This window comes from Faecalibacterium langellae (assembly GCF_002549775.1).
GTDB classification, from domain to species: Bacteria; Bacillota; Clostridia; order Oscillospirales; family Ruminococcaceae; genus Faecalibacterium; species Faecalibacterium langellae.
This window is the reverse complement of sequence record NZ_NMTR01000001.1, coordinates 72423-93361: the sequence shown is the minus strand read 5'-3', so window position 1 is coordinate 93361 and position 20939 is coordinate 72423. Positions and strand designations below refer to the sequence as shown.

The 20939-nt window shown below is 55.6% G+C and carries 19 protein-coding genes and 1 other annotated feature; of the genes, 9 read left to right on the top strand and 10 right to left on the bottom strand.

The genetic code is table 11. The features are described from left to right. Positions 1-78: 78 nt before the first annotated feature. From CGS49_RS00455 to CGS49_RS00425, 7 genes are all read left to right on the top strand, one after another. The gene (locus tag CGS49_RS00455) at positions 79-1404 is read left to right on the top strand and encodes an AfsR/SARP family transcriptional regulator (RefSeq protein WP_179858993.1); all 1326 of its coding nucleotides are present in this window, start codon (positions 79-81) and stop codon (positions 1402-1404) included. A gap of 417 nt (positions 1405-1821) precedes the next feature. Continuing rightward, positions 1822-2106 carry a helix-turn-helix domain-containing protein gene (locus tag CGS49_RS00450; protein WP_097800061.1) on the top strand — a complete coding sequence of 95 codons (285 nt, stop codon included), beginning with the start codon at positions 1822-1824 and terminating at the stop codon, positions 2104-2106. 519 nt (positions 2107-2625) lie between these two features. Next, entirely contained in the window at positions 2626-3393 is a 768-nt protein-coding gene (locus CGS49_RS00445; protein ID WP_242975286.1) for a type II toxin-antitoxin system PemK/MazF family toxin, read from the top strand. Continuing rightward, on the top strand, positions 3390-4175 hold the full coding sequence (locus tag CGS49_RS00440; protein ID WP_097800060.1) for a DUF6551 family protein: 786 nt from the start codon (positions 3390-3392) through the stop codon (positions 4173-4175). The genes CGS49_RS00445 and CGS49_RS00440 overlap by 4 nt, the downstream gene beginning before the upstream one ends. A 30-nt stretch (positions 4176-4205) precedes the next feature. Beyond that, positions 4206-4451 (top strand): helix-turn-helix domain-containing protein, encoded by a 246-nt coding sequence (locus tag CGS49_RS00435; protein ID WP_097782380.1) that lies wholly within the window; start codon positions 4206-4208, stop codon positions 4449-4451. 88 nt (positions 4452-4539) lie between these two features. Beyond that, entirely contained in the window at positions 4540-5430 is an 891-nt protein-coding gene (locus CGS49_RS00430) for a helix-turn-helix domain-containing protein (RefSeq protein ID WP_097800059.1), read from the top strand. Beyond that, complete coding sequence (locus CGS49_RS00425; protein WP_097800058.1) at positions 5430-6821, top strand: tyrosine-type recombinase/integrase; 1392 nt, start codon at positions 5430-5432, stop codon at positions 6819-6821. The genes CGS49_RS00430 and CGS49_RS00425 overlap by 1 nt, the downstream gene beginning before the upstream one ends. Before the next feature lie 83 nt (positions 6822-6904). Here CGS49_RS00425 and CGS49_RS00420 read toward each other — a convergent pair whose 3' ends face one another. The 9 genes from CGS49_RS00420 to CGS49_RS00385 form a co-directional block, all read right to left on the bottom strand. Continuing rightward, positions 6905-7072, bottom strand: coding sequence for a hypothetical protein (locus tag CGS49_RS00420; protein ID WP_179858992.1), 168 nt, complete (start codon positions 7070-7072; stop codon positions 6905-6907). Positions 7073-7614: 542 nt separating this feature from the next. Next, positions 7615-8307, bottom strand: coding sequence for a vWA domain-containing protein (locus CGS49_RS00415; protein ID WP_207653394.1), 693 nt, complete (start codon positions 8305-8307; stop codon positions 7615-7617). 18 nt (positions 8308-8325) lie between these two features. Continuing rightward, positions 8326-9333 carry a protein kinase domain-containing protein gene (locus CGS49_RS00410; RefSeq protein ID WP_097800057.1) on the bottom strand — a complete coding sequence of 336 codons (1008 nt, stop codon included), beginning with the start codon at positions 9331-9333 and terminating at the stop codon, positions 8326-8328. After that, the gene (locus CGS49_RS00405) at positions 9330-10289 is read right to left on the bottom strand and encodes a protein phosphatase 2C domain-containing protein (protein WP_179858991.1); all 960 of its coding nucleotides are present in this window, start codon (positions 10287-10289) and stop codon (positions 9330-9332) included. The genes CGS49_RS00410 and CGS49_RS00405 overlap by 4 nt, the downstream gene beginning before the upstream one ends. Beyond that, a complete protein-coding gene (locus CGS49_RS14080) occupies positions 10276-10890 on the bottom strand; it encodes a hypothetical protein (protein ID WP_179858990.1) in 615 nt (204 codons plus the stop codon). Before CGS49_RS14080 ends, CGS49_RS00405 begins: the two co-directional genes overlap by 14 nt. Positions 10891-10965: 75 nt before the next feature. Further along, positions 10966-12036 carry an Ig-like domain-containing protein gene (locus CGS49_RS00400; protein ID WP_097800055.1) on the bottom strand — a complete coding sequence of 357 codons (1071 nt, stop codon included), beginning with the start codon at positions 12034-12036 and terminating at the stop codon, positions 10966-10968. A gap of 21 nt (positions 12037-12057) precedes the next feature. Next, positions 12058-13266, bottom strand: a complete 1209-nt coding sequence (locus tag CGS49_RS00395) for an InlB B-repeat-containing protein (RefSeq protein ID WP_097800054.1) — start codon at positions 13264-13266, stop codon at positions 12058-12060. A 68-nt stretch (positions 13267-13334) separates the two neighbouring features. After that, on the bottom strand, positions 13335-14642 hold the full coding sequence (locus CGS49_RS00390) for a zinc-ribbon domain-containing protein (protein WP_097800053.1): 1308 nt from the start codon (positions 14640-14642) through the stop codon (positions 13335-13337). Between the two features lie 300 nt (positions 14643-14942). Continuing rightward, positions 14943-16313: a sodium-dependent transporter gene (locus CGS49_RS00385; protein ID WP_097800052.1), complete on the bottom strand. Its 1371-nt coding sequence runs from the start codon at positions 16311-16313 to the stop codon at positions 14943-14945. Positions 16314-16533: 220 nt separating this feature from the next. Then, positions 16534-16793: a binding site (T-box leader), on the top strand. Between the two features lie 102 nt (positions 16794-16895). Here CGS49_RS00385 and CGS49_RS00380 point away from each other — a divergent pair. Then, positions 16896-17837 carry a bile acid:sodium symporter family protein gene (locus CGS49_RS00380; RefSeq protein ID WP_097800051.1) on the top strand — a complete coding sequence of 314 codons (942 nt, stop codon included), beginning with the start codon at positions 16896-16898 and terminating at the stop codon, positions 17835-17837. Positions 17838-17898: 61 nt separating this feature from the next. Here CGS49_RS00380 and CGS49_RS00375 read toward each other — a convergent pair whose 3' ends face one another. Then, the gene (locus CGS49_RS00375; RefSeq protein ID WP_097800050.1) at positions 17899-19392 is read right to left on the bottom strand and encodes a DUF1846 domain-containing protein; all 1494 of its coding nucleotides are present in this window, start codon (positions 19390-19392) and stop codon (positions 17899-17901) included. 254 nt (positions 19393-19646) lie between these two features. Between CGS49_RS00375 and CGS49_RS00370 the strand changes: the two genes are divergently transcribed. Further along, entirely contained in the window at positions 19647-20855 is a 1209-nt protein-coding gene (locus CGS49_RS00370) for a GNAT family N-acetyltransferase (RefSeq protein ID WP_097800049.1), read from the top strand. Positions 20856-20939 lie beyond the last annotated feature (84 nt).

The following is a 20939-nucleotide window of genomic DNA, read 5'->3' as shown; positions in this document are numbered from 1 at the left end:
AATACAGCACAGCATTTGACTTCACCGTATAGAGCGGATGAAGCTAGAATGCTGTGCTTTTTTGTTGGAGGCATTATCATGTTGCAGTCTACATCGGAATACGAAGAACGCAATTTTGATGATATTCAGCGTGCGCTTGACATTGAACACACTGTGAAGGCTTTGGAATCTCAACTATGTTATGACCAACATTCGCCAGAAGAAGTTGCCCGACAGATTCTAAAGGCAGCGTGCAAATTCTACGATGCCGATTGGTGTGGTCTTATCCAAGTAGATTTGGACTTGAAAATCTGGACACCATTCTGGTGGTATAATGATAGTTCTGAAGATAAAACAACCATCTTGACGGAGGAGTTTGAATCTGCTGAATTTCTTGACCGATGGGTACAGGCCGTGCGCCATGGGAAACCGATGATCGTTCCTGATGCAGAAGAAGTAAAAAACACCTATCCTGCGGAGTATAATCTCTATCAGCGTCTGGGAATCCAATCTGTCCTTGGTGCTTCTCTGGAGCCGCGCCCTGTCGCTCTACTTGCGGTACGCAATCCCAAGCGGTACATTTCCGAAACGAGTATTCTGCGGCTGTTGGCGTATGTTCTTCTCGTTGCTTACAAAGACAAAAAGATGAATGACGGTCTGAACATGGCCTTCGCTCCAGAAAACATCGAGAGCAGCCATGATGTTTTTGTCAGTCTCTTTGGCGAACTGAAGATTTACACCTCCCACGGCATCCTGCGAGAAGCCGATCTGAAATCCCCAAAAATCAGCCGCTTGCTAACCTATCTTTTGATTTCAGGTAAGAAAGCTCACTCATCGCTGGAAATTGCGCAAGCTCTTTGGCCTGATGATTCAACGAATCCTGCTAAGAATATGAGAAATCTGATTTATCGCCTCCGGCAAACATTCGGTCTTATTTCAGAAAAAGAGCTTATTGTATCTACCGCTTCCGGTTATCAATTCAACCCTGATCTTCATATTATGACGGACTATCAGCAATTTGACGATCTTATCCAGTTGGCCTCGAAAGCATCTTCCGTTATCAACCGGGTAGAACTGTTAAAAAATGCGATCGACCTCTATTGTGGAAAAATTCTTTCTTCTGCTGACGGGGAACATTGGCTTATTCAGTTTGCGGCAAAGTATCATATTGCTTATGTTGGCGCCGTGAATGAACTCCTGAAGCAACTGAATGCGCTGCATTCTTATGATTTGCTGAATCAGTATGCTGCAAGGTCTCTGGCAATCGTCCCTGAAAACTCCAGAGGATACTACTGGCTGATTCACTCCCTTAAAGTTCAAGGAATGGATGAATTGGCCTCAAACGAGTATCAATTAGCAAAGCAGCACCTCACCACCGAAGAATATAAAGAATTGTGTACTTCATTAGGTGATAGCTGCGAATAATTCTCATAAGACCTTCATGAGATGTTCAAGAGACTTTCATGTGACATAAAATTTCTCAGGAGATTCCCTAAATAGGATAAAAATGGCCCTATGTGACTTTTGTGAGATGTTCATAAGACTTTCGTAAGACCCTCGTGTGATATGCTTATACGGCACGAATCGCTGCCTTGTAAGCTACCACACGAGGTTTTTCTTTTTTGGCAATTTTCCAAGGCTTTCGATTCGTCCGAATAAAAACATATCGAAAGCCTGAGATGCATTAAAGGCCGAGGATACTTATACTGCTTTCCATTTTCGGATGGAAAGGTATCGGTAACCTTTTCTTTTAATGCGTCTTTTTTTCGCTGAGAAAAGCCCGTAAACTGTCCCACAGTGAAGTGTCCTCAACCTCCGCATCCGGCGGAAAGGACCTTCATTATGTTCAGTACGAAAGAATTTGGTCAGCGTGTCAGCAATCTTCGGAAAGTTCGCAATCTTACCCAAGATGAGCTTGCATATCGAGTAAATGTAAATAAAGGTCATATTAGCCGAATTGAGCGTGGCACAGTTGCTTGCTCCTTAGAACTTCTTATTGATCTTTCAAATGAGTTGCACACCAGCACGGACTTTCTTTTAACCGGTATTGGCCCTTCTAATGATTTTGCCAAAGAGGAAATCGACACTGCCATCAGCATTCTTTCTTCCATAAAGCAACTGCTGTAATTTCAGGGTTTGGAATTTTCTTCCAGAAATAGGCCTACAAGGTAGGCCTACGAGGCCCACGCATTTCACAATTTGAGCCGCTATACTATAAGCAAGCCAGACAACATCTGGCATCCGCCCCTTGAAAATTGAACACGCATTCTTCAGTCACATTCCTGTGATGATGAGCCACGTCCGTAACAAATGCGATGATCTCCCACTGAGGGAATGAGCGGTAGGTTGACGGTAAATGGATGACAGCTTCTCCATAGCTACGATTCATCACAGAATAATGATACTTCTGCCTTCGGGCAGCTCGGTGTGAACCACGGAGAGGTGAGAACCCTATGGATTCGGTACGCTGCCGGACGGCTGAAAGATTTCCCACACGAAAACTGAGTTTTCGTTTTCCGGGGATGTCGGGGACAAATACGGAAAGGCATAGAACTATAAATCACAGCAATTTGCTGTTTGAGATAGTAGGGTGGGCTGTGCGAGCAGCCCACTGTTACATATACGGATAGAAAGGAGCAATCCAAATTGGCTACACGAGGCAAAAAAGAGAAAGCGTATCCGCCTATGCCCGCAAACTGGATGTACAAGCGCGGGGATGTCTACATGATGGATCTGAATCCTTACAGCGGTTCCGAGCAAGGCGGCATCCGACCTGCCATTGTTGTCCAGAACGATGACGGTAATTTTTACTCCAATGTTCTTCTGGTCGTTCCGCTGACAACACAGATCAAAAAGCGAAATATGCCAACGCATTTTATTCTACACAATCGTTTTTTGAGTGCGCCATCTATGGCGATTTGCGAAAGCCCGCGCCCCGCAGATAAATCCAGAGTGTTAAGCTACCTTGGGCACCTGTCCAAATATGAAATGCGGCAAGTGTCAGTGTGTCTGCAATACAGCTTTGGGTTCATTGGATACAAGTCATTCCGAAAATACCTTACGGCTCCTCCGCAGGAGGATGTTCTCGCCGCTGCAAAAGAGCTGCTCTCCCAGCAGTTTCAGAATCTTCGGGTGCTGAACAGTCAGCCCCCTGCTCTCGCCAAGCACACAAAAGGCGATCTACATAGCATTGAGCAGATATCGGAAAGGATGCTCTCCACCCCGACGGAATCTTCTGTTGAGTTCATGGTCGCAGAACTGGATGATGCACTTCAATCGCTTATGTTCCGCTGGAATATCTGTTATGAACGGTATTCCAGTTTCCGCTTATCCGATAACGAAAAGAAGAAAATCGGTTTGATTATCCAATCAGGAATTGATTTTCTGCAAAAGAAGAAGGAGGTTCCTTTATGATGAACGCAGTTGTAAAACCTTACCATGAGATGTGCCTGAACAGCAGCGAACTGGTCGTGCCGCGCGACACTTATCAGCGTGCTCTTCACCCCGCTCGTGTTGCCCGCATCGCAAAAGAATTTGACGAGCGGGTTGCCAATGAGCCGAAGATCAGCTTCCGGGATGGTCACTACTATGTGATGGACGGACAGAACACCATCGCTGCACGGAAATTTCTGAACGGCGGCGAAGATTTGCAGATTCGCTGCAAGGTTTATTTTGGTATGACAGAACGAGAAGAAGCCCTCCTGTTTGCACAGCAGACAGGCCTTTCGGAACGGCTGAGTGCAGGGCAGAAGCTCCGTGCCCTGATTTTTGCAGGGGAGCCTGCTGCCGTTGCATTCCAGCAGGCCACCGAATTGGCTGGCGTTCATCTTTCTTTTGAAGAAGGCCGGGGCAAGCAGCGGATCAGCTGCATTGCAACCGCCTATCACGAATTCATCCGGCTGGGTCCGGAACTGTATATCGAATCCCTTGATGTTTTGCTGAACGCTTGGAACGGCGAACCTGATTCCATGAGTTCCGCAAACCTGCTCGGCATCTGCCGCTTTGTAGAACTGTATCACTCCGAATATAACAAAGGCCGCTTGATTGCCAAACTGCGGCAGGTCGATGCGTTCACGATTTTTCGCCTTGCTCGAACCGCAGGCGTAAGCCTTCCCGGCAAGACGAAGTACCTTCAGCAGGTCTATACTATTTATAATGGTGGAAGCCGCCGGGCCGCACTGCCGCTCAAGTTTTAACTCAATGTATAATTAAAGAGGTTTTATCCCATGAATAATTGCGAAGAAAAAATACCTACTGCATCTTCCACCCCCACGCCCGTAGTACAGGATATCCGCTGTTACACGATTGAAGATCTGATGGCAATGCTGATTTTAAGCCGCCCCACCGTCTGTCGTCTGCTGAAACAGAATGAATTCCGCTGGTTCAAAGTTGGTGGTGCCTATCGTATCTCCAAAACCAGCTTCGATGCGTGGCTGAACGATGGCATTATCGAACCCAATCCTGCTGTTTGACATCCTCAACATTTCAAGCGAAATCTGCTATTCTTTAGCCGGGACGAGAAATCCCGGCTAAGTTTTTACATAGATGGAGGTGTCCTTCATGGATGATGTGCAGAATATTTCGGCTACCTTATACGGAAAAGCCGAACCTACCACCGCTAAAACAACCATGTCGGTTCGTGAGATGCAGCATCTTCTCGGTCTCGGCAAAACGGATAGTTATTGGCTGCTTCATAAGAATTTCTTTGACGTCATTCTGATAAACGACAAAATGCGTATCGTTATTTCCAGTTTTGAAAAATGGTACGCCAATCAGGTCAAATACCATAAGGTCAATGGTCCTCCACCGGGCGAGGAACTTTGCAAGCGGTCATATTCTATTTTGGAAGTTGCTGAAATATTAAAGGTAGACTCTGACACTGTCTATACACTCATCCGTCAGGGAAAGTTGAAAGCAGAAACGGTAGACTTCTGGATGCGGATTCCGAAAGAGGAATTTGAGCGTTGGTATCGGTCACAAAGCCGCCACCGCACTGTGGCTGATCGAGAGCGTGACCGGGAGATTGAAGCACAAACCATCTCCATCCCGGAGATGGCAAAACTGCTCGGTATTCCAAGAGAAAAGGTCTACTGGATTCTCGACTGTAAAAAATATCGGGACTGTTTCGTTATTGAGCGTGTGGCCGACAGGCGGCGCATTACCAAAGCCAGCTTTGAAACATGGCTTCTCAGTCAATCTACATATCAGGTTCAGCCACAGGCCGAAGATGTTCCAGAAGATCCTCCATTGAAACTGCAATCTCCCAAAAGCGGCAAATATTACAGTTTTCAAGAGATTCAAGACTTCTACGGCATCAGCCGCACCGCCCTTGTTACATGGATTCGTGAGGAAGGAATTCCCACAATTGATGTAGGGCGGGCAAAACGTGTCCGAAAAGATGTTTTTGATGATGTTCTAAGATCCAAACGAAAAGTGGAAGGAGATACATAATGGCCAGCATTATCAAGCGCAACAACAATTTCTGTGTTGTCTATTCCTACAAGGATGCAGATGGCACCCCCAAGCAGAAGTGGGAAACCTTTACTGACCTTTCGGATGCCAAGAATCGCAAGAAAGAGGTCGAATACAAGGAATCGGTTGGAACTTTTGTAGTTCCACAGTGCAAAACCCTTAACGACTTGCTTCCTGAATATGTTGCCCTCTATGGAAAAAGCAAATGGGCACTTTCAACCTATCAGGCAAACACTGCACTGATTGCTAATTACATAACTCCGCTCATCGGCTCGATGAAGCTGCAGGATATCTCCACTCGTGTGATCGAGGGGTATTATCAGCGGTTGCTCAAATATGAGGCTGCTGACCCTATGTGTGGGAAGCGGAAGCACCAGTTTGTTTCCCCCGGTACAGTCCGTTCGGTTCATAAGATTCTGCGGAGCGCCTTTGAGCAGGCTGTAAAATGGGAACTCATGGAAAAGAATCCCTGCATTTACGCTACCCTGCCCAAGTACACTTCCAAGAAACGTGATATCTGGACAGCCGAAACGCTGTTTCATGCTTTGAAAGTTTGTGATGATCCGAAGCTGCGGCTGTGCATCAACCTCTCGTTCTCCTGCTCCCTGCGTTTGGGCGAACTGCTCGGTCTGACTTGGGATTGTGTGGATATTTCCCCCGAAAGCATTGATGCGGGACGCGCATCCATTTACATAAACAAAGAACTTCAGCGTGTGGACGTTGCTTCACTGAACGCATTGGAAAACAAAAATGTTATCACCCGTTTTCCATCGCTGAGTTCCCGCTGCACCACCGTTCAGGTTCTGAAAAGCCCTAAAACGGATAGCAGTATCCGAACCATCTTCCTGCCCAAAACGGTCGCTGAAATGCTCGTTGAATTCAAAGCAGAGCAGGATATGACAAAGGAAGCACTGGGTGCAGAATATACCGACTACAATCTTGTGGTTGCCGGCCCATTGGGAATGCCAACCGAGCAGTCTACCATCAACGGTGCATTGAAGCGGTTGATTGAAAAAAATAATCTCCCTAAAGTGGTCTTTCACAGCTTCCGACACTCCAGTATTACATACAAACTCAAACTGAACGGCGGTGATATCAAAGCCGTGCAGGGCGATTCAGGTCATGCACAGGCTTCGATGGTCACAGAGCAGTATGCACATATCTTGGATGATGATCGGCGTCTGAATGCACAGCGTTTTGATGATTTCTTCTACCAGCACCAAGGAGCCGAACCCGAAATGCCCCATCAAACAGCGCAGCCCATCCCTGAAAACAGCGCGGTTGATGCAGATGCGGCAGCAGCACTTACCAAATTGCTGGCCAACCCCTCTATGGCCGAACTCATCAAAAATCTTGCAAAGAACTTGTAAGCCCCTATACATAAACAGCGACAGCTTTCCGATTGGGAAAACTGCCGCTGTTTGTTTTTAAGAATATCTTGGCTGAATTAAGATCAGGCGGGTTTCTTTGTATCCAGTGCCTTTACTTCTTCAACAGGAAGCTGAACCGACCGAGCAATTTCTTCATAGGTCATTTTTCCAACTTCTAGCAAAGATTTTGCAATTTCAATCGACTGCTCATGCTTTGTTTCTTCTCGTACTTCTTCAAATGCTCTGCACATCGTTGCCACTCCCTTACTTAAAGTAAGAATACCATAAGCCCCTTCCTTTTACAAGACAATGCGCATTTCCATTCGCACTGTTACATAGACCAGAGTTTTCTCGCAGAAAGCTCTGATCTTTTTCTATTGAAAACATTTGTCCATCACACCAGCTACGGCTGTATGGTCTGGTTCACGAATGCTAAACAAGCAAATATCCGTAGGGAAATATACACCTCCCAGCTAATAAAAGGTGAGCGTTGTACAATAGAGCGGCCACTTTTCATTAGCTCAGCTAATTTCCAGCTAATAAACATCTGTTTACACAGAATAAAAAAGGTTCGAATCCATTTACATACGTTGACATCCCAACAAAAAATTCATTGATATAGAGTAGAATATATTACCCTATTTTGTAATGGGTTTACAGATGCACGGGCTACTCCTAAGCGAAAGGCCTGCAGTTCGAATCTGCATGAGGACATATGCAACAAGCAGCGGCAGCTTTTCCGTCTGGAAAGCTGCCGCTGCTTGTTTTTAAGAAGATTTTGCAGGTGCTTTTCTCACCCGATGCTGTTGGCCAGCATGTTCAGGATCTGCTGATAGTCCACTTCCTTCAGGCCCTCACCGGCCTTGGCGGGGTAAGCGGCAACATTGTCCCACGAATCCATGATCTGGGACCAATATTCGGCCTCCGGGGCAAACAGCACTAGGCGCTTTGCATTCTGGTCCATGTAGCCGCGCTCCTGGGTGGCGGCGTCGCCCCACCACTGGGTCAGTTCGCGCAGGTCTTCCGGCATGCCGTTGGGGTAGTTGGGCAGGAACTTTGCAAAGCCCATCTCGTGGGTCGGGGCGTCGGTCCACACCACGATCACATGGCGGCGCTTGGTGCCAGCATTGTTCCAGTCCGAGCGGATCGCATAGGCCAGCGCTTCCAGGCCGTCCTCCGGGATGTCGCCGCCGCCCTCTGCGTGGATGCTGCGCACCGTCTCCTCAAAATCCTTTTCTTCCTCCGGCAGGTTGAAGAAATCGGTCACCATCATGGCGTCGTCACCGTCGGCGGCGTAATCGCGGAAGGCGATCACCCGCACGCGCAGCTGTGCGATGGTCTTCTGCTTATTGGTCATCATGCGCTGCACGTCCTGATAAAAATTCAGCGCGTTATCCTTGACCTTTTCGATCAGGCCGCCCATGCTGCCCGTTGCGTCAATGCAGAACACCATGTCCACATTGTAGTCAAAGTTGAAGTTCATCATGTTGCATTCCTCCTGTGCTCAAAACAGGCTGCCCGCCTGCTTGAATTTTTCGGCGCCCTTGGTGCTCTTGTAGATGTTGATGCGCAGCGCTGCCTCCCGGTCGTTCTGGGTGGCCTCGCGGTTTTCCGCCTGCTGTTCCGGCCGGATGTCCTCGCCGGAGAGCAGCCGCACCACGGTATCCAGCGAATACCGCCGCACCGGGTCCGTTTCCAGCATTCCCGCGATCAGCCGGGCCATATCCGCCGGGACGGCGTCGCCCAGCTTCAGCTCATCGCCGCTCAGGAGCCCTTCGAACAGGTAGTTATATTTGGTCCCGCTGACGAACTCCGGCACGCTGCCCTGGAAGATCTGGTGGAACAGCACGCCCAGCGCGAACACATCCAGGGGCTTGCCCACCTTGACGTCCTCTCCGGCCGCAAACAGATAGCCCTCCGGTGCCAGATAGACCACGTCGAAGTTGAAGCTTTCCGGGTCCGAAGGGGGTTCAGCCTCAAAAAAGCTGTTGTCGAAGTCGATGATCTTGGTGGTCAGCCCGCCCGACTGGCTTTTCTGCAGCAGGACGTTGTCCCACTTGAGATCGCCATGGACGATGCCGACCTTGTGCAGCTTCCAGATGCTGTGGGCCAGCGTCTTGCACAAAAGCCGCTGCTGGGCCTGACCGGCGCTGCTCATCTGCGCAACGTCCTCCGGCGTGAGCTTCTCCGAAGGAATGCACGGCATTGCGATGTAATAGTGGCTCTCACAACGGAAAAAGTCCACGATGCGCACATCGTTGCCGTCCGAAGCTTCGTTGATCGTTTTGTAGAGCAAGGTCTTCTGGGCCTCGTACTTTTCGCAATACTTCCGCCGCTTTTCCGCCTGCTCGGGCGAATACATGGACGCATTCTGCGGGTAAACGGGGCTGAGGAACTCCTTCAAAAAGTAGTCCTGCCCATCCTTCTGCGCGATGCCCCACTTGCTGAAACCGGCGTTGTCGCTTTTCAGTGTGCCTGCAACAAGGTAGCCATTGTAGTCTGTATATCTCATTTCACGTCATCCTGTTCCGACAGATAATCCGCCGCATATTCCAGCCACAGCTGTTGCTGCTGCTCCTGTGTGCTGTCGTTCCACACCGCAAGGTAGGTTTCCAGCAGGGCCTTATGGCGGGGCTCGAAGGCCTTTTTCAGGTCCGCAAAGCTTGCATAGCCAAAGCACGCCAGACACATGGTGTAATCATCCGCCGAGATCTTTTTCAGGATGCCGAACAGCTTTTCGCGCCAGTCTTCGATGCTGCTGCTCTGGAGCAGGGTGTCCAGCAGCAGTGCCTCGAACTGGATGGGCGACTCCACATAGCCAAAGCCGCCGTCCGTGGCCGTGAGCACGATGCAGGGCTGGCTGCAGCTCACCTGCTTTTCGTGCAGGTGGAACGGTTTGGACGCGCTGCACACGCTGGTCATGATGCCATCGCTGCGCATATCCGGGCCGTCCACGGTGTGCTGCACATCGTCCACGGTGATCTGCTTCAGGCCGTCTGCCGTCATAAGAAAGCCGCGCGAGTCGCCGCACCACAAAAAGTCGGCATCCACCCGGGACGGGCTGCAGCTGCACTTTGCCGCCGCAGCCGTCGTGGGGAAGTCCTTCGCCATGGAGCTGCGGATGCCGCTGCTGCCGCTGGCGTTCTCCTTGTAGCACTGCAGCGCCCGGGCAATGTCCTGTTCCAGCGCTGCGGGCGGCTCCTCGTTCTGGAACCAGTCGTAGGCCGCGCCGCTGGCGATGCGGGAGGCAAGGTACGCGCCGGTATGTCCGCCATAGACGTCATACACCCTTGCGCCGCTGCCGCCGCAGCCATCGAACACGCCCAGGAACACTTCCCCGTCATGCGCACCGAGGGCATAGCTGTCCTCGCACAGGTCCTGCTTTTTTTCACCGTTCACAAAGAACAGTGCCGAAAGCTCCAGCCCTGGGTCGGCAGTTTTCCGGGCCGTTTTCTTAGACAGTTTCATGCAGCTCCCCTTTTCCCGTATCTGCGGCCGGGGCCGTGCTTTCTGCGGCGGGCGCTGCGTCCTTCTGGGGCTCGTCGGCCGGGAGCAGGCTGTTCTCCTGCGGGGTCTCCGGCTCGCTGGCGGCCGGGACCGAGGCGGCGGGTTCTGCCGCCGGGGCCTTGCCCTGGGCCGCATCCACCGCCTGCTTCAGCTCGTTCAGCACTTCGCTCTGCTGCGCCTGTGCTTCCTGCAGCTGAGAAACGGTCTGCTTCAGCTCATCCAGCTTGGCGTTCGCGCTGTTCAGTGTGCGCTCCACACCACCAAGCTTGAGGTTCAGCACAACCGCACACAGCAGCACCACCACGAGCACCGCCAGCAAAAGCACATTCCGCCCGCCCGCGTTCTTTTTGGGGGCCGGGGCGGGCCGTTCTTCCGGCTTCGGCTGCGGGGCCGCCGCCTTCGGGGGCGGTGCTGCTTCCGGCTGCGCGGCGTCCTCACCGGATGCCTTGCGCAGCACGCCGAAGTAGCCGCTCGTGGCGAACAGGGGGCCCTGCTCTTTGCCGCATGCGGGGCAGCTCAGCTCATTTTTTGCAAGTCTTGTTCCGCAATATCTGCAAAACAATCCCTCCACGCTCCTTTCGTCTCATCGGCCGCCGGGCAGCCGTGTGCCCGGGCCGATGTACACCTGTTCCATTCCTCAGGCGGTCGCTGCGTTGGCGAGGGTCACAATGGCCACGATGACCACAACGCCCAAGCCGACAAAGAGCACGATACCGCCGATGGTCGCAGAGTTCGACACCTGCTCACGGTACTGATCCTGTGCTTCCTGGCCGATCAGCAGGCGGCACTCAGCCTTTTTGCCGTCGGTGGAGGTCACGGTGATGGTGGTCTCGCCGTCGCCCACGGCCGTCACCCAGCCGCTCTCGGTCACGGTGGCCACCGCCGGGTTGCTGGAAGTCCAGCTCTGGACCTGCACGCGAGAATCCTTTACCAGATAGTCGCCCAGGTTGAACACGTCACCGGACTTGATGTTGCCCAGCTTACCGGACTCCAGCATGGTGCGGCTGGTGCTGCCGTAGGATGCTGCGCGTTCGTACGAGAAGTACAGCGCACCGATGCGGGAGGAAACGGTCACAATATAAGAAGCGGTGCCCTCGTTGGTGGAAACCGTGATGCGGGTAGAGCCCTCATTGTAAGCCGTCACCACGCCGCTGGAGCTGACGGTGGCAACGTTGGGGTTGCTGCTGGACCAGTTCTTGTAATTGATCGTGCCGTAGGAATCGCTGATGCGCATCTGCGCGGTGGGGTGCAGGTCGTCGTAGTCAATGGTCAGAGAGCTGGGGGAGCAGCTCAGCTCCAGGCTTGCGTTCTTGACCGTATAGTAGTATTTGCTGGTCTTTTCCGGGTCGTCCTTGCGCACAGCGGTAACGGTGGCAGAGCCAAGGCCCTGTGCGGTGACACGGCCCTTCTGGTCCACGGTCACCACCGAGGTGTCCGAGCTGGACCAGGAATAGTTGGTGTTGCTGGTGAAGCCGACGCTCACCGTCTCGGACGGGTGCGTGTTGCTGGCGTAGCGCACGAGGGTGCGGAACTCGATCAGGTTTTCCTCCTCCAGTGCTTCGGCCTGCACTTCGTCCGGTGCTTCCGCGGTGGCGGCCTGCTCCGGCGCTGCCTCGGTCTCCGGCAGCTGCGCCGCAAACGCAGGCACCGTGAACTGCAGCGCAAGCGCTGCCGTCAGGGCCATGGCCACAAATTTCATCTTTCTCATGTCAAATTCCTCCTTAAATGCTTAATATACAACATGAACAGATGCAAGCATCCGTCTGTTCTGATCGTAGAACCGGACCTGATATTCGCCCGGGTCGCCGGGGCAGGCGGGGTCGAAGCGGTAGCTGCCGCTGCCAAAGCTGCCGATCTTGCCAAGGGAATAGCTCTTGCCCGTTGCGGTCTGGACCAGCTCCATGGAGATATCCACCGTCTGGCCTTCCGCATTCAGCGTAAACGTGATGACGCCGTTGCCATCCTGCGAGGCCGAAGCCGTGTAGCTGGGTGCCGGCTCATTCTGCTCAAAGTACGCCGTAAAGGTCACATTCTGGGTAAAGTTCGTGTCCGTGCGGGTGGCACTGGTGGAGCCGTCGCTCCAGCGCACAAAGTGGTAGTTGTTCCCCGGCACGGCCGTGACCGTGAAGCTCTTGCCCTCGTTCTGCTTGACCGTGTACTGCAGGCTGCTCTTGCCGGAGCTGCTGCCGCCCGTCAGCGAACCGCTGCCGGACACCTTATAGCTCACCGTATAGCTGGGCACCTGCGGTGCGGTGGACGACGCCGGAGTGCTGCTGGACGAGCCGGACGACGAGCTCACCGGCTTGCTGTCGGGTTTGCTGTCGGGCGTACTGTCCGGTTTGCTGTCCGGGACCGAGGTGCTTGCCGGTTCCTCGGAGCTGGACGGCTCCTCTGAATCGGGTTCGTCCGAGGTCACGCTGCTGCTCTCGGACGAAGCGTCCCGGCTGGAAGACGAGCTGACCGAACGGGAAGAAGACGTCTGCGCCGGGGTGTTGGCCGGGCGGGAGCCCTGGCCCAGCAGCAGCACGGCTGCGGCAGCCAGCGCCGCCAGCGCGACCGCCAACACCACAAGGATGCCGCCGCGCTTCTTTTTGGGCTTTTTGGGTTCGTCCGGTTTGCCCGGCCCTGCTCCGCCGGACGGCGGTTCTGTTTCCTTGTGACCGCCTGCACCGCCGGTGCCGCCCGGGTACGGGAACTCGTCCTTCGGCACACCGACGGCGGGCCTTGCCGCGCCGCACACGCCGCACACCTTTACCTGCTCCGAGTTTTCGGCATCGCAGGCCGGGCAGACCCAGGTCGGGTTCCAGGGGTTTGCGCTGTAGGAATAAATGGGGTAACACTGCCCCGCACTGACGACCTCATCCGTTTCCTCTGCGTGCGAGCCACTGATCTTCACGCCGCTGCGGGTCGTTTCTTCTGCTGCGGTTTTCTCCTCCACGGTTCAAATCCTTTCTTGGGACGTTTTGCCGGAGCGCTCTCCGGGGTCCGTTTTTCTCCTATTCTCACTCAAAGGCTGGGTGCCTGATGGAAATGCGTATTCTTCTTTTCGTTCTTGGCCGCGCCCGCAGCCCCGCTGATGCGCACGCTTGTTTCCGGGGCAGCTGCAGCCGGTGCCGCAGGAGCTGCCGGGGCAGCGGGTTCGGCATAGCCGTAACCTGTTGCGGCGGGTGCCGAGGGTTCTGCGCAGCCGTAATTCGCAGCGGCAGGTGCCGAGGGTTCTGCATAGCCATAGCTCGCCGCAGCCGGGGCGGCAGGTTCAGCGTAACCATAGTCCGCTGCCGTGGGGGCAGAAGGTTCGGCATAACCATAAGCGGGTGCGGCAGGCGCGGCGCAGCCGTAACTCCCCGCAGAGGGGGTGACACGCTCGGTGCGGTCATCCGTCGGCCAGAACGGTGCCGGTGCCGGTTCCGGGTCGGGCAGGGGCGCGGCTGCGTTCTTCTCCCCGGCCGGGTGGGTGGGGAACACATAAAGCGTGGCCTCGCCGTCGTCCGGCACCGGGGGCTCTGCCGGGGCACTGGGCCGCACCGGGACATCCGGGCGGGGCGCGCTGGACGGCACCGTGCTGCGCGGCGGCACAGGGGCCGGGGCAGGCGCTGCGGGCGCATGCGGCACGGCGCTGCCCGTGTCGGCGGCCGCTCCCGCCAGGCACACCGCTGCCACGATCAGATACAAGATCGTCAGGGCCACATCCAGCTTGAACCAGCCGGTCGGCTCCACCGTGGTAAAGTTCGCCCAGGCCATGCCCTCGATGCGGGCCGCCTTTTTCAGCCGTTCAAAGATATAGAACAGCGCGGCCACATGGGCGGCCGCCAGAGCGATCTGCACCCCGTGCACATTTTTCTGCTCGGTTTTGGAGGCGTTCTGGGCAAGCACAAAGGTGCTGCCCAGCATACCGCCCGCCAGCAGCAGCGCCGCAAAGGCCGTCAGTGACCCCTGCGGCAGGCTTGCGTTATCCTGCGTGTAATAGCGGGAGTTGTCTTCCTCGCTGAGAAACCAGCTGCTTTTCGTGTTGCCGTCGTCGTCAAAACCGAAGCCGGTGGCCGTCTGGAACCCGCTCACGTTCATCTGGACGCCCTCACAGGAGACCAGGAACAGCGGGCAGAAAAACAGCACCACCGCCAGCAGCGCCGCAACGCGCATGATATGGCGGCCATACTTCTGCAGCCACCCCACCAGCTGGCTCAGGCTGGTCTCGCTGCGCACCGGCACCGCCGTGTGGCCTGCCGCCGTCTCGGTGACCAGCGTGCTGCCGCATTTTTCGCAGAACCGGTTGCTGTCGCTCATTCTTGCGCCGCACTTTGTACAGATCTTCATTGTTGCCTCCTCTGTCTTTCCATGCTGCAATGCTCCCCTTCCCGGGCCGGTTTCCGCAGCACAGCCCAGGCGTTCGTGTGCCGATTTTACGGCACAGCATTCTACTTAAATTCTACTTCCTACGATTCCTTCCGTCAAGCATCGTCATTCCAAAATGCCCCCAAAATCCGGAGAGGTGCTTTGGCGGCCTTGGCATTCTGCCCAGAGTTTCCCCGTGTGCCTTGTGCAAAACAGCAAAACTTTGGGGTGCAAAAAAGCGGCAGCCTCCCGCACAGGGACGCTGCCGCTTTGGCACATACATTACATGGCGATCCAGCCCAGGGCGTTTGCCACCGAGCTGACGAGGATGATGACTGCAAAAATGGGGCACAGATACCGTACCATGAAGTTGAACACCTTCTGGCGACGGAAGGGCTTGCCCTCGCGGGTGACCTCCTGTTCGATGCGCTCCACGCCGACGACGCGGGACACCAGCAGGCAGGTTGCAATGGCGGCAATGGGCATCATGACCGAGTTGGTGAGGAAATCGAAGAAGTCCAGGAACTGCATCCCGAACACGGTCACGCCTGCCAGCGGGCCGTAGCCCAGCGCGGACAGGCTGCCCAGTGCCAGCATGATGATACCGATCATGAACGTAGCGCGCTCACGGCTCCAGCCCAGCTCGTCCTCAAAGGTGGAGACGGCGCTCTCGGTCAGGGCGATGGAGCTGGTAATTGCCGCAAACAGCACCAGCAAAAAGAACAGCGTGCCCACCACATGGCCCAGGCCCATGCTCTCGAACACCTTGGGGATGGTGATGAACATCAGTGCGGGGCCCGCCTGCAGGGTGTCCGGGTCGCCGCCGGAGAAGGAGAACACCGCCGGGATGATCATCAGGCCCGCCATGACCGCAATGGCCGTGTCGAACACTTCCACATTCTCGGTGGACTCCTCAATGGAGATGTTCTCCTTCATATAGGAGCCGAAGGTGACCAGGATACCCATGGCGATGGACAGCGAGTAGAACATCTGGCCCATGGCGGTGACCACGGTCATCCAGGAAAAGTTTGCCACATTGGGCACCAGAAAGTACTTGACGCCTTCCAGCGCACCGGGGCGGGTGACCGAGTACACCGCAATGACCACCGACAGCACCACCAGAATGGGCATCATCACCTTGGAGACGCGCTCCACGCCGTTGCGCACGCCCGCAAAGATGATGGCCAGCGTAGCGCCCGTGAAGATGACGAAGCACACCTCAGCCGACAGGCCGCTGGCGATGAAACTGGAGAAGTAGCCGTCCTGGGCCAGCTCGCTGCCGTGGCCGCTGACGTAATCCGCCAGATAGCGGATGACCCAGCCGCCGATGACCGAGTAGTACGGCACGATCAGGATGGGGATGATGGCGTTGATCCAGCCGCCGAACCGCAGGCCCGCGCTTTTGCCAAAGGCCCCGAAGGCGCTCACCGGGCTTTTCTTGGTCATGCGGCCCAGGGCCGTTTCCGCCGTGATCATGGTGTAGCCAAAGGTGACGGCCAGCACGATGTACACCAGCAGGAAGATGCCGCCGCCGTATTTTGCCGCCAGATACGGGAAACGCCAGATGTTGCCCAGGCCCACCGACGCGCCCGCCGCCGACAGCACGAAGCCGATCTTGCCGGAGAAAGCACTCCGGTTATGTTGTCTTGCCATAAAATTCCACGCTCCTATCCTTTTTTCCAATTCACAAGTAGGGCAAGTGTACCACAAGCGGGATGCAATTACAATCTTTCTTTCTGATTTTTACGCAAATTCGATTTTTTCACATGCAAAGTGAAACACGTTGTTTTCCCATTCCGTTCAGATGAAACATTGGCAGGCCCGTTTTGCTTGACTTTCGGCAGGCAAAGGCGTATACTGCGGGGCAGTGAAATATTCGGCTATGACGAGAACAAGTACCCGGGTGGAGCGCTTCAGAGAGCTGCCGGTGGATGCAAGGCAGTGCAGGAACCCCGTGGGAAGATCCTCTCCGAGCTTTCGGGCTGAAACAGCGGCTGCTGTGTGTAGGCCCGGACGGCAGGCTTCCGTTACCAGAAGCCGCGCATTGTTGGATGCGCACTGAGGGGTCGGCCCGGTTCTGGGTCGGCAAGTAAGAGTGGTACCGCAGAGGATGTACACGCCTTTGTCTCTTATGATGGGAGACAAAGGCGTTTTTTATTGCGGCACCGGGCCATTCCGGATGTTTCATGCAAACCGACGCCTGCACCTTGTGCAAAAAAGAAAGGACGAATCAACATGAAAACTCTGGAAAAAGTAAGCGACTTTGTGGGCAAATACATGGCCGCCATCGTCATTGTGGTGGCAGCCGGTGCCCTGTTCTTCCCCGGCCCGTTCAGCGTGGTCAAGACCAGCTGGGTGAACAACCTGCTGGGCATCGTGATGTTCGGCATGGGCCTGACCCTGAAGCCCAATGACTTCAAGGTGGTGTTCAGCCGCCCGAAGGATGTCATCGTAGGCTGTGTGGCGCAGTTCACCCTTATGCCCTTCCTGGCATGGGTGCTCACCATGGTGTTCCACCTGCCCACCGAGCTGGCCATCGGCGTCATTCTGGTGGGCACCTGCCCCGGCGGCACTTCTTCCAACGTGATGACCTATCTTTCCAAGGGCGACGTTGCCCTGTCCGTCGGCATGACCGCCGTTTCCACCGTGCTGGCTCCCCTGCTCACCCCGCTGCTGACCCTGCTGTATGCCGGCCAGCGCGTGGATGTGAACCCCATGAGCATGTTCCTGTCCATCGTCAAGGTGGTGCTGGTGCCCATCGCACTGGGCTTTGTGGTGAACCACTTCTTCCATAAGTTCACCGAGGAAGCCGTCCGCGTGCTGCCCCTGGTGTCCACCACTGCCATCGTGCTGATCATCTGCGCCGTGGTCTCCGCCAACAGTGCCAAGATCATGACCAGCGGCCTGCTGATCCTGGTCGTGGTCGTCCTGCACAACCTGCTGGGCTACCTGACCGGCTACGCCGTGGGCAAGGCCCTGAAGCTGGATTCCACCAAGTGCCGCGCCATCTCCATCGAGGTCGGTATGCAGAACTCCGGCCTGGCCACCAGCCTGGCGGCTGCCCACTTTGCACAGTACCCGCTGGCCACCATCCCCGGCGCTGTGTTCTCCGTGTGGCACAACATCTCCGGTGCCGTGCTGGCAAACTTCTACGCCCGCAGCGCCGAGAAGAAATAAAACGTTTTAAGATGCAAAAAAGGCAGGTGCCGCACGGCACCTGCCTTTTTTGCATCTATTTTTACTTTTTGTGATACTTGCGGTCTTCTTCCTCATAGACTGGGTCGCAGGTGAGGTACATGCCCAGACGGTTCAGGGTGCTGGTGTCCACATTGGAGAGCAGCACGGTGGAGTGCACATCACAGCCCTTGAGGTTGGGCAGCTGGTGCATGGCTGCTGCGGCCAGCTCGTTGGAAGCTGCAGAGCTGGACAGCGCGATCAAAATCTCGTCGGTGTGCAGGCGGGGGTTCCGGCCGCCCAGGTAGTTGGTCTTGAGCGTCTGGATGGGCTCGATGGACGCCGCGCTGACAAGGTCGGTCTCCTGCGGGATGCCGGCCAGAACCTTCAGCGCATTCATCAGGGCGCTGGCGGCCGCACCCAGCAGCGGGCCGGTCTTGCCGGTGATGACGGTGCCGTCGGCCAGCTCGATGGCCACAGCCGGGGCCCCGCCGGTGCTCTCGCTGCGGGCATGGGCCTGCTTTTCCACCTCGCGGGCACCCACGGTCAGGCCCGCCTGGTTCATCAGCAGTTCCAGCTTGTAGCGTTCGCTTTCCTTCACGGTGCCGGTGACCTTCTGCTCACACAGGCACTTGAAGTAACGGCGGACGATCTCCTTGCAGGAAGCTTCGCGGCAGACCTCGTCGTCCACGATGCAGTTGCCCGCCATGTTCACGCCCATGTCCGTGGGGCTCTTGTAGGGGCTCTCGCCCGCGATGAGCTCGAACATGGCGTTCACCACCGGGAAAATTTCGATGTCGCGGTTGTAGTTGACGGTGGTCACGCCGTAGGCTTCCAGATGGAAGGGGTCGATCATGTTCACATCGTTCAGGTCGGCGGTGGCGGCTTCATAGGCCAGGTTCACCGGGTGCTTGAGAGGAATGTTCCAGATGGGGAAGGTCTCGAACTTGGCGTAACCGGCCTTGACGCCGCGCTTGTGCTCGTGGTACAGCTGGGACAGGCAGGTGGCCATTTTGCCGCTGCCGGGGCCGGGGGCCGTGATGACCACCAGCGGGCGCTGGGTCTCGATGTAGTCATTGCGGCCGTAGCCCTCGTCGCTGACGATGCGGGCCACGTCGTTGGGGTAGCCGGGAATCTTGTAGTGGCGGAAGGTGCGGATGCCCAGGCTGTTCAGCCGCTTTTCAAAGGCTTCCACTTCCGGGGCGGCGGTGTACTTGGTCACGCACACGCTGCCCACGTACAGGCCCACTTCCTGAAAGGCGTCGATCAGGCGCAGCACGTCCAGATCGTAGGTGATGCCGTAATCGCCGCGGATCTTGCTGCTGACGATATCCTCCGCGCTGATGACGATGACCACCTCGGCCTGATCCTTCAGCTGCAGCAGCATTTGCAGCTTGGAATCGGGCTGGAAGCCTGGCAGCACGCGGGAGGCGTGGTAGTCGTCGAACAGCTTGCCGCCGAATTCCAGATAGAGCTTGTTGTCAAACTTCTTGATGCGCTCGCGGATATGTTCCGACTGCATCGAAAGATATTTGTCGTTGTCAAATCCAATTTTCATCGTTCGTTTCCTTTTCCTCTTTGCTGTGCCCGGCACACCGCACCGGAACTTTTCCATAACAGGAACAGTATACCACACTCAAAAAGGCGGTGCAATGCAAAAGGGGGCGGTGGCGCGGTTTTCCAGCAAATGCGGTGTTTTGCCCCATTCTTTGCCGCGTTTTTTGTGAAAAAGGTTCTTGCCGCCCTTTCCGTGCCGGGTGTATAATGGGCTTGTTCGGCAACGATCCACAAAAACAGAGAGGAAGTCCATCCATGAATTCCGCCGAAGATTATACATACCGTTATCTCGAGACAGACGATCTCGACCAGTATAACGCCCTGCTGCGCTACACCTTTCAGGTGACGGAGGAAGAACTCACCGCCACCGGCTGGAAGGACGACGAGATCAAGCAGTCCAAGTTCCCCGTGCTGGAGCGCGCCGACGTGCTGGGCTGCTTTGACGGCAAGAGCCTTGTCTCCCAGTTCGCGGTCTACCCGCTGAAGATGAACGTCTACGACGCGGTGTACCACGTCGGCTTCGTCACCAGTGTGTGCACCTACCCGGAGTACACCGGCAACGGCATCATGAAGCGGCTGATGATCCAGGGCCTGACCCAGATGCACAAGGAGGGCAAGAGCTTTGCCCTGCTTTACCCCTACTCCATCCCGCTGTACCACCACCTGGGTTGGGAGATCATCTCCAACAAAATCTCCTACAACATCAAGGACCGGCAGATCCCCACCAAAGTTTCTGCCCCCGGCTATGTGCGGCGGGTGGACTGGGACAACACCGAGTTCCACGAGCTGCACTCCCACTTTGCATCCATCACCCACGGCTGTTTGTTCCGCAACTCGCTGGCATGGGAGGAATACTGGCGCTGGGATGAGGACGACACCAATGTGGCCGTCTATTATAATGTAAAGGACAAGCCCTGCGGCTACATGGTGTACCTCATCAAGAACGACATCATGCACATCAAGGAAATGATCTACCTGAACCGCGAGGCGCAGAAGGGCCTGTGGGAGTACATCCACGCCCACGACTCCATGATCGACGAGGTGCACGGCAACACCTACTTCAGTGAGCCCATCGCCTTTGAGATGGACGATGGCGACATCAAGGAGACCATCCGCCCCTACGCCATGGGCCGCATCGTGGACGTGGCCAGCTTTCTGGAGGATTACCCCTGCGACCCGGACGGCGGCGAGCTGTGCATCGAGCTGGAAATTGAAGACACGCTTCTGCCCTGGAACGACCGCACCTTCCGCATCCGGTTCGCGGACGGCGGCTGTGAGCTGACCGACGCCCCCGCCGAGTACCACCTGAAAATGGGCATCGGCACCCTTTCCACCCTGCTGCTGGGCTACAAGACGGCCGAGCGCCTGTTTGAGCTGGAGCGCATCGAAGGCCGGGAGGAAGCCGTGGAGCGGCTGGACGACGTGCTGTTCCACAAAATTCCCTATATTTCGGATTACATCTGATCTTGCGCTTCTGGGCAGGCACCTGCGCAAAAAAGGAGCCGCCGCACGGCAATTCGTGCGGCGGCTCTTTCTTGCGTTTTTCAG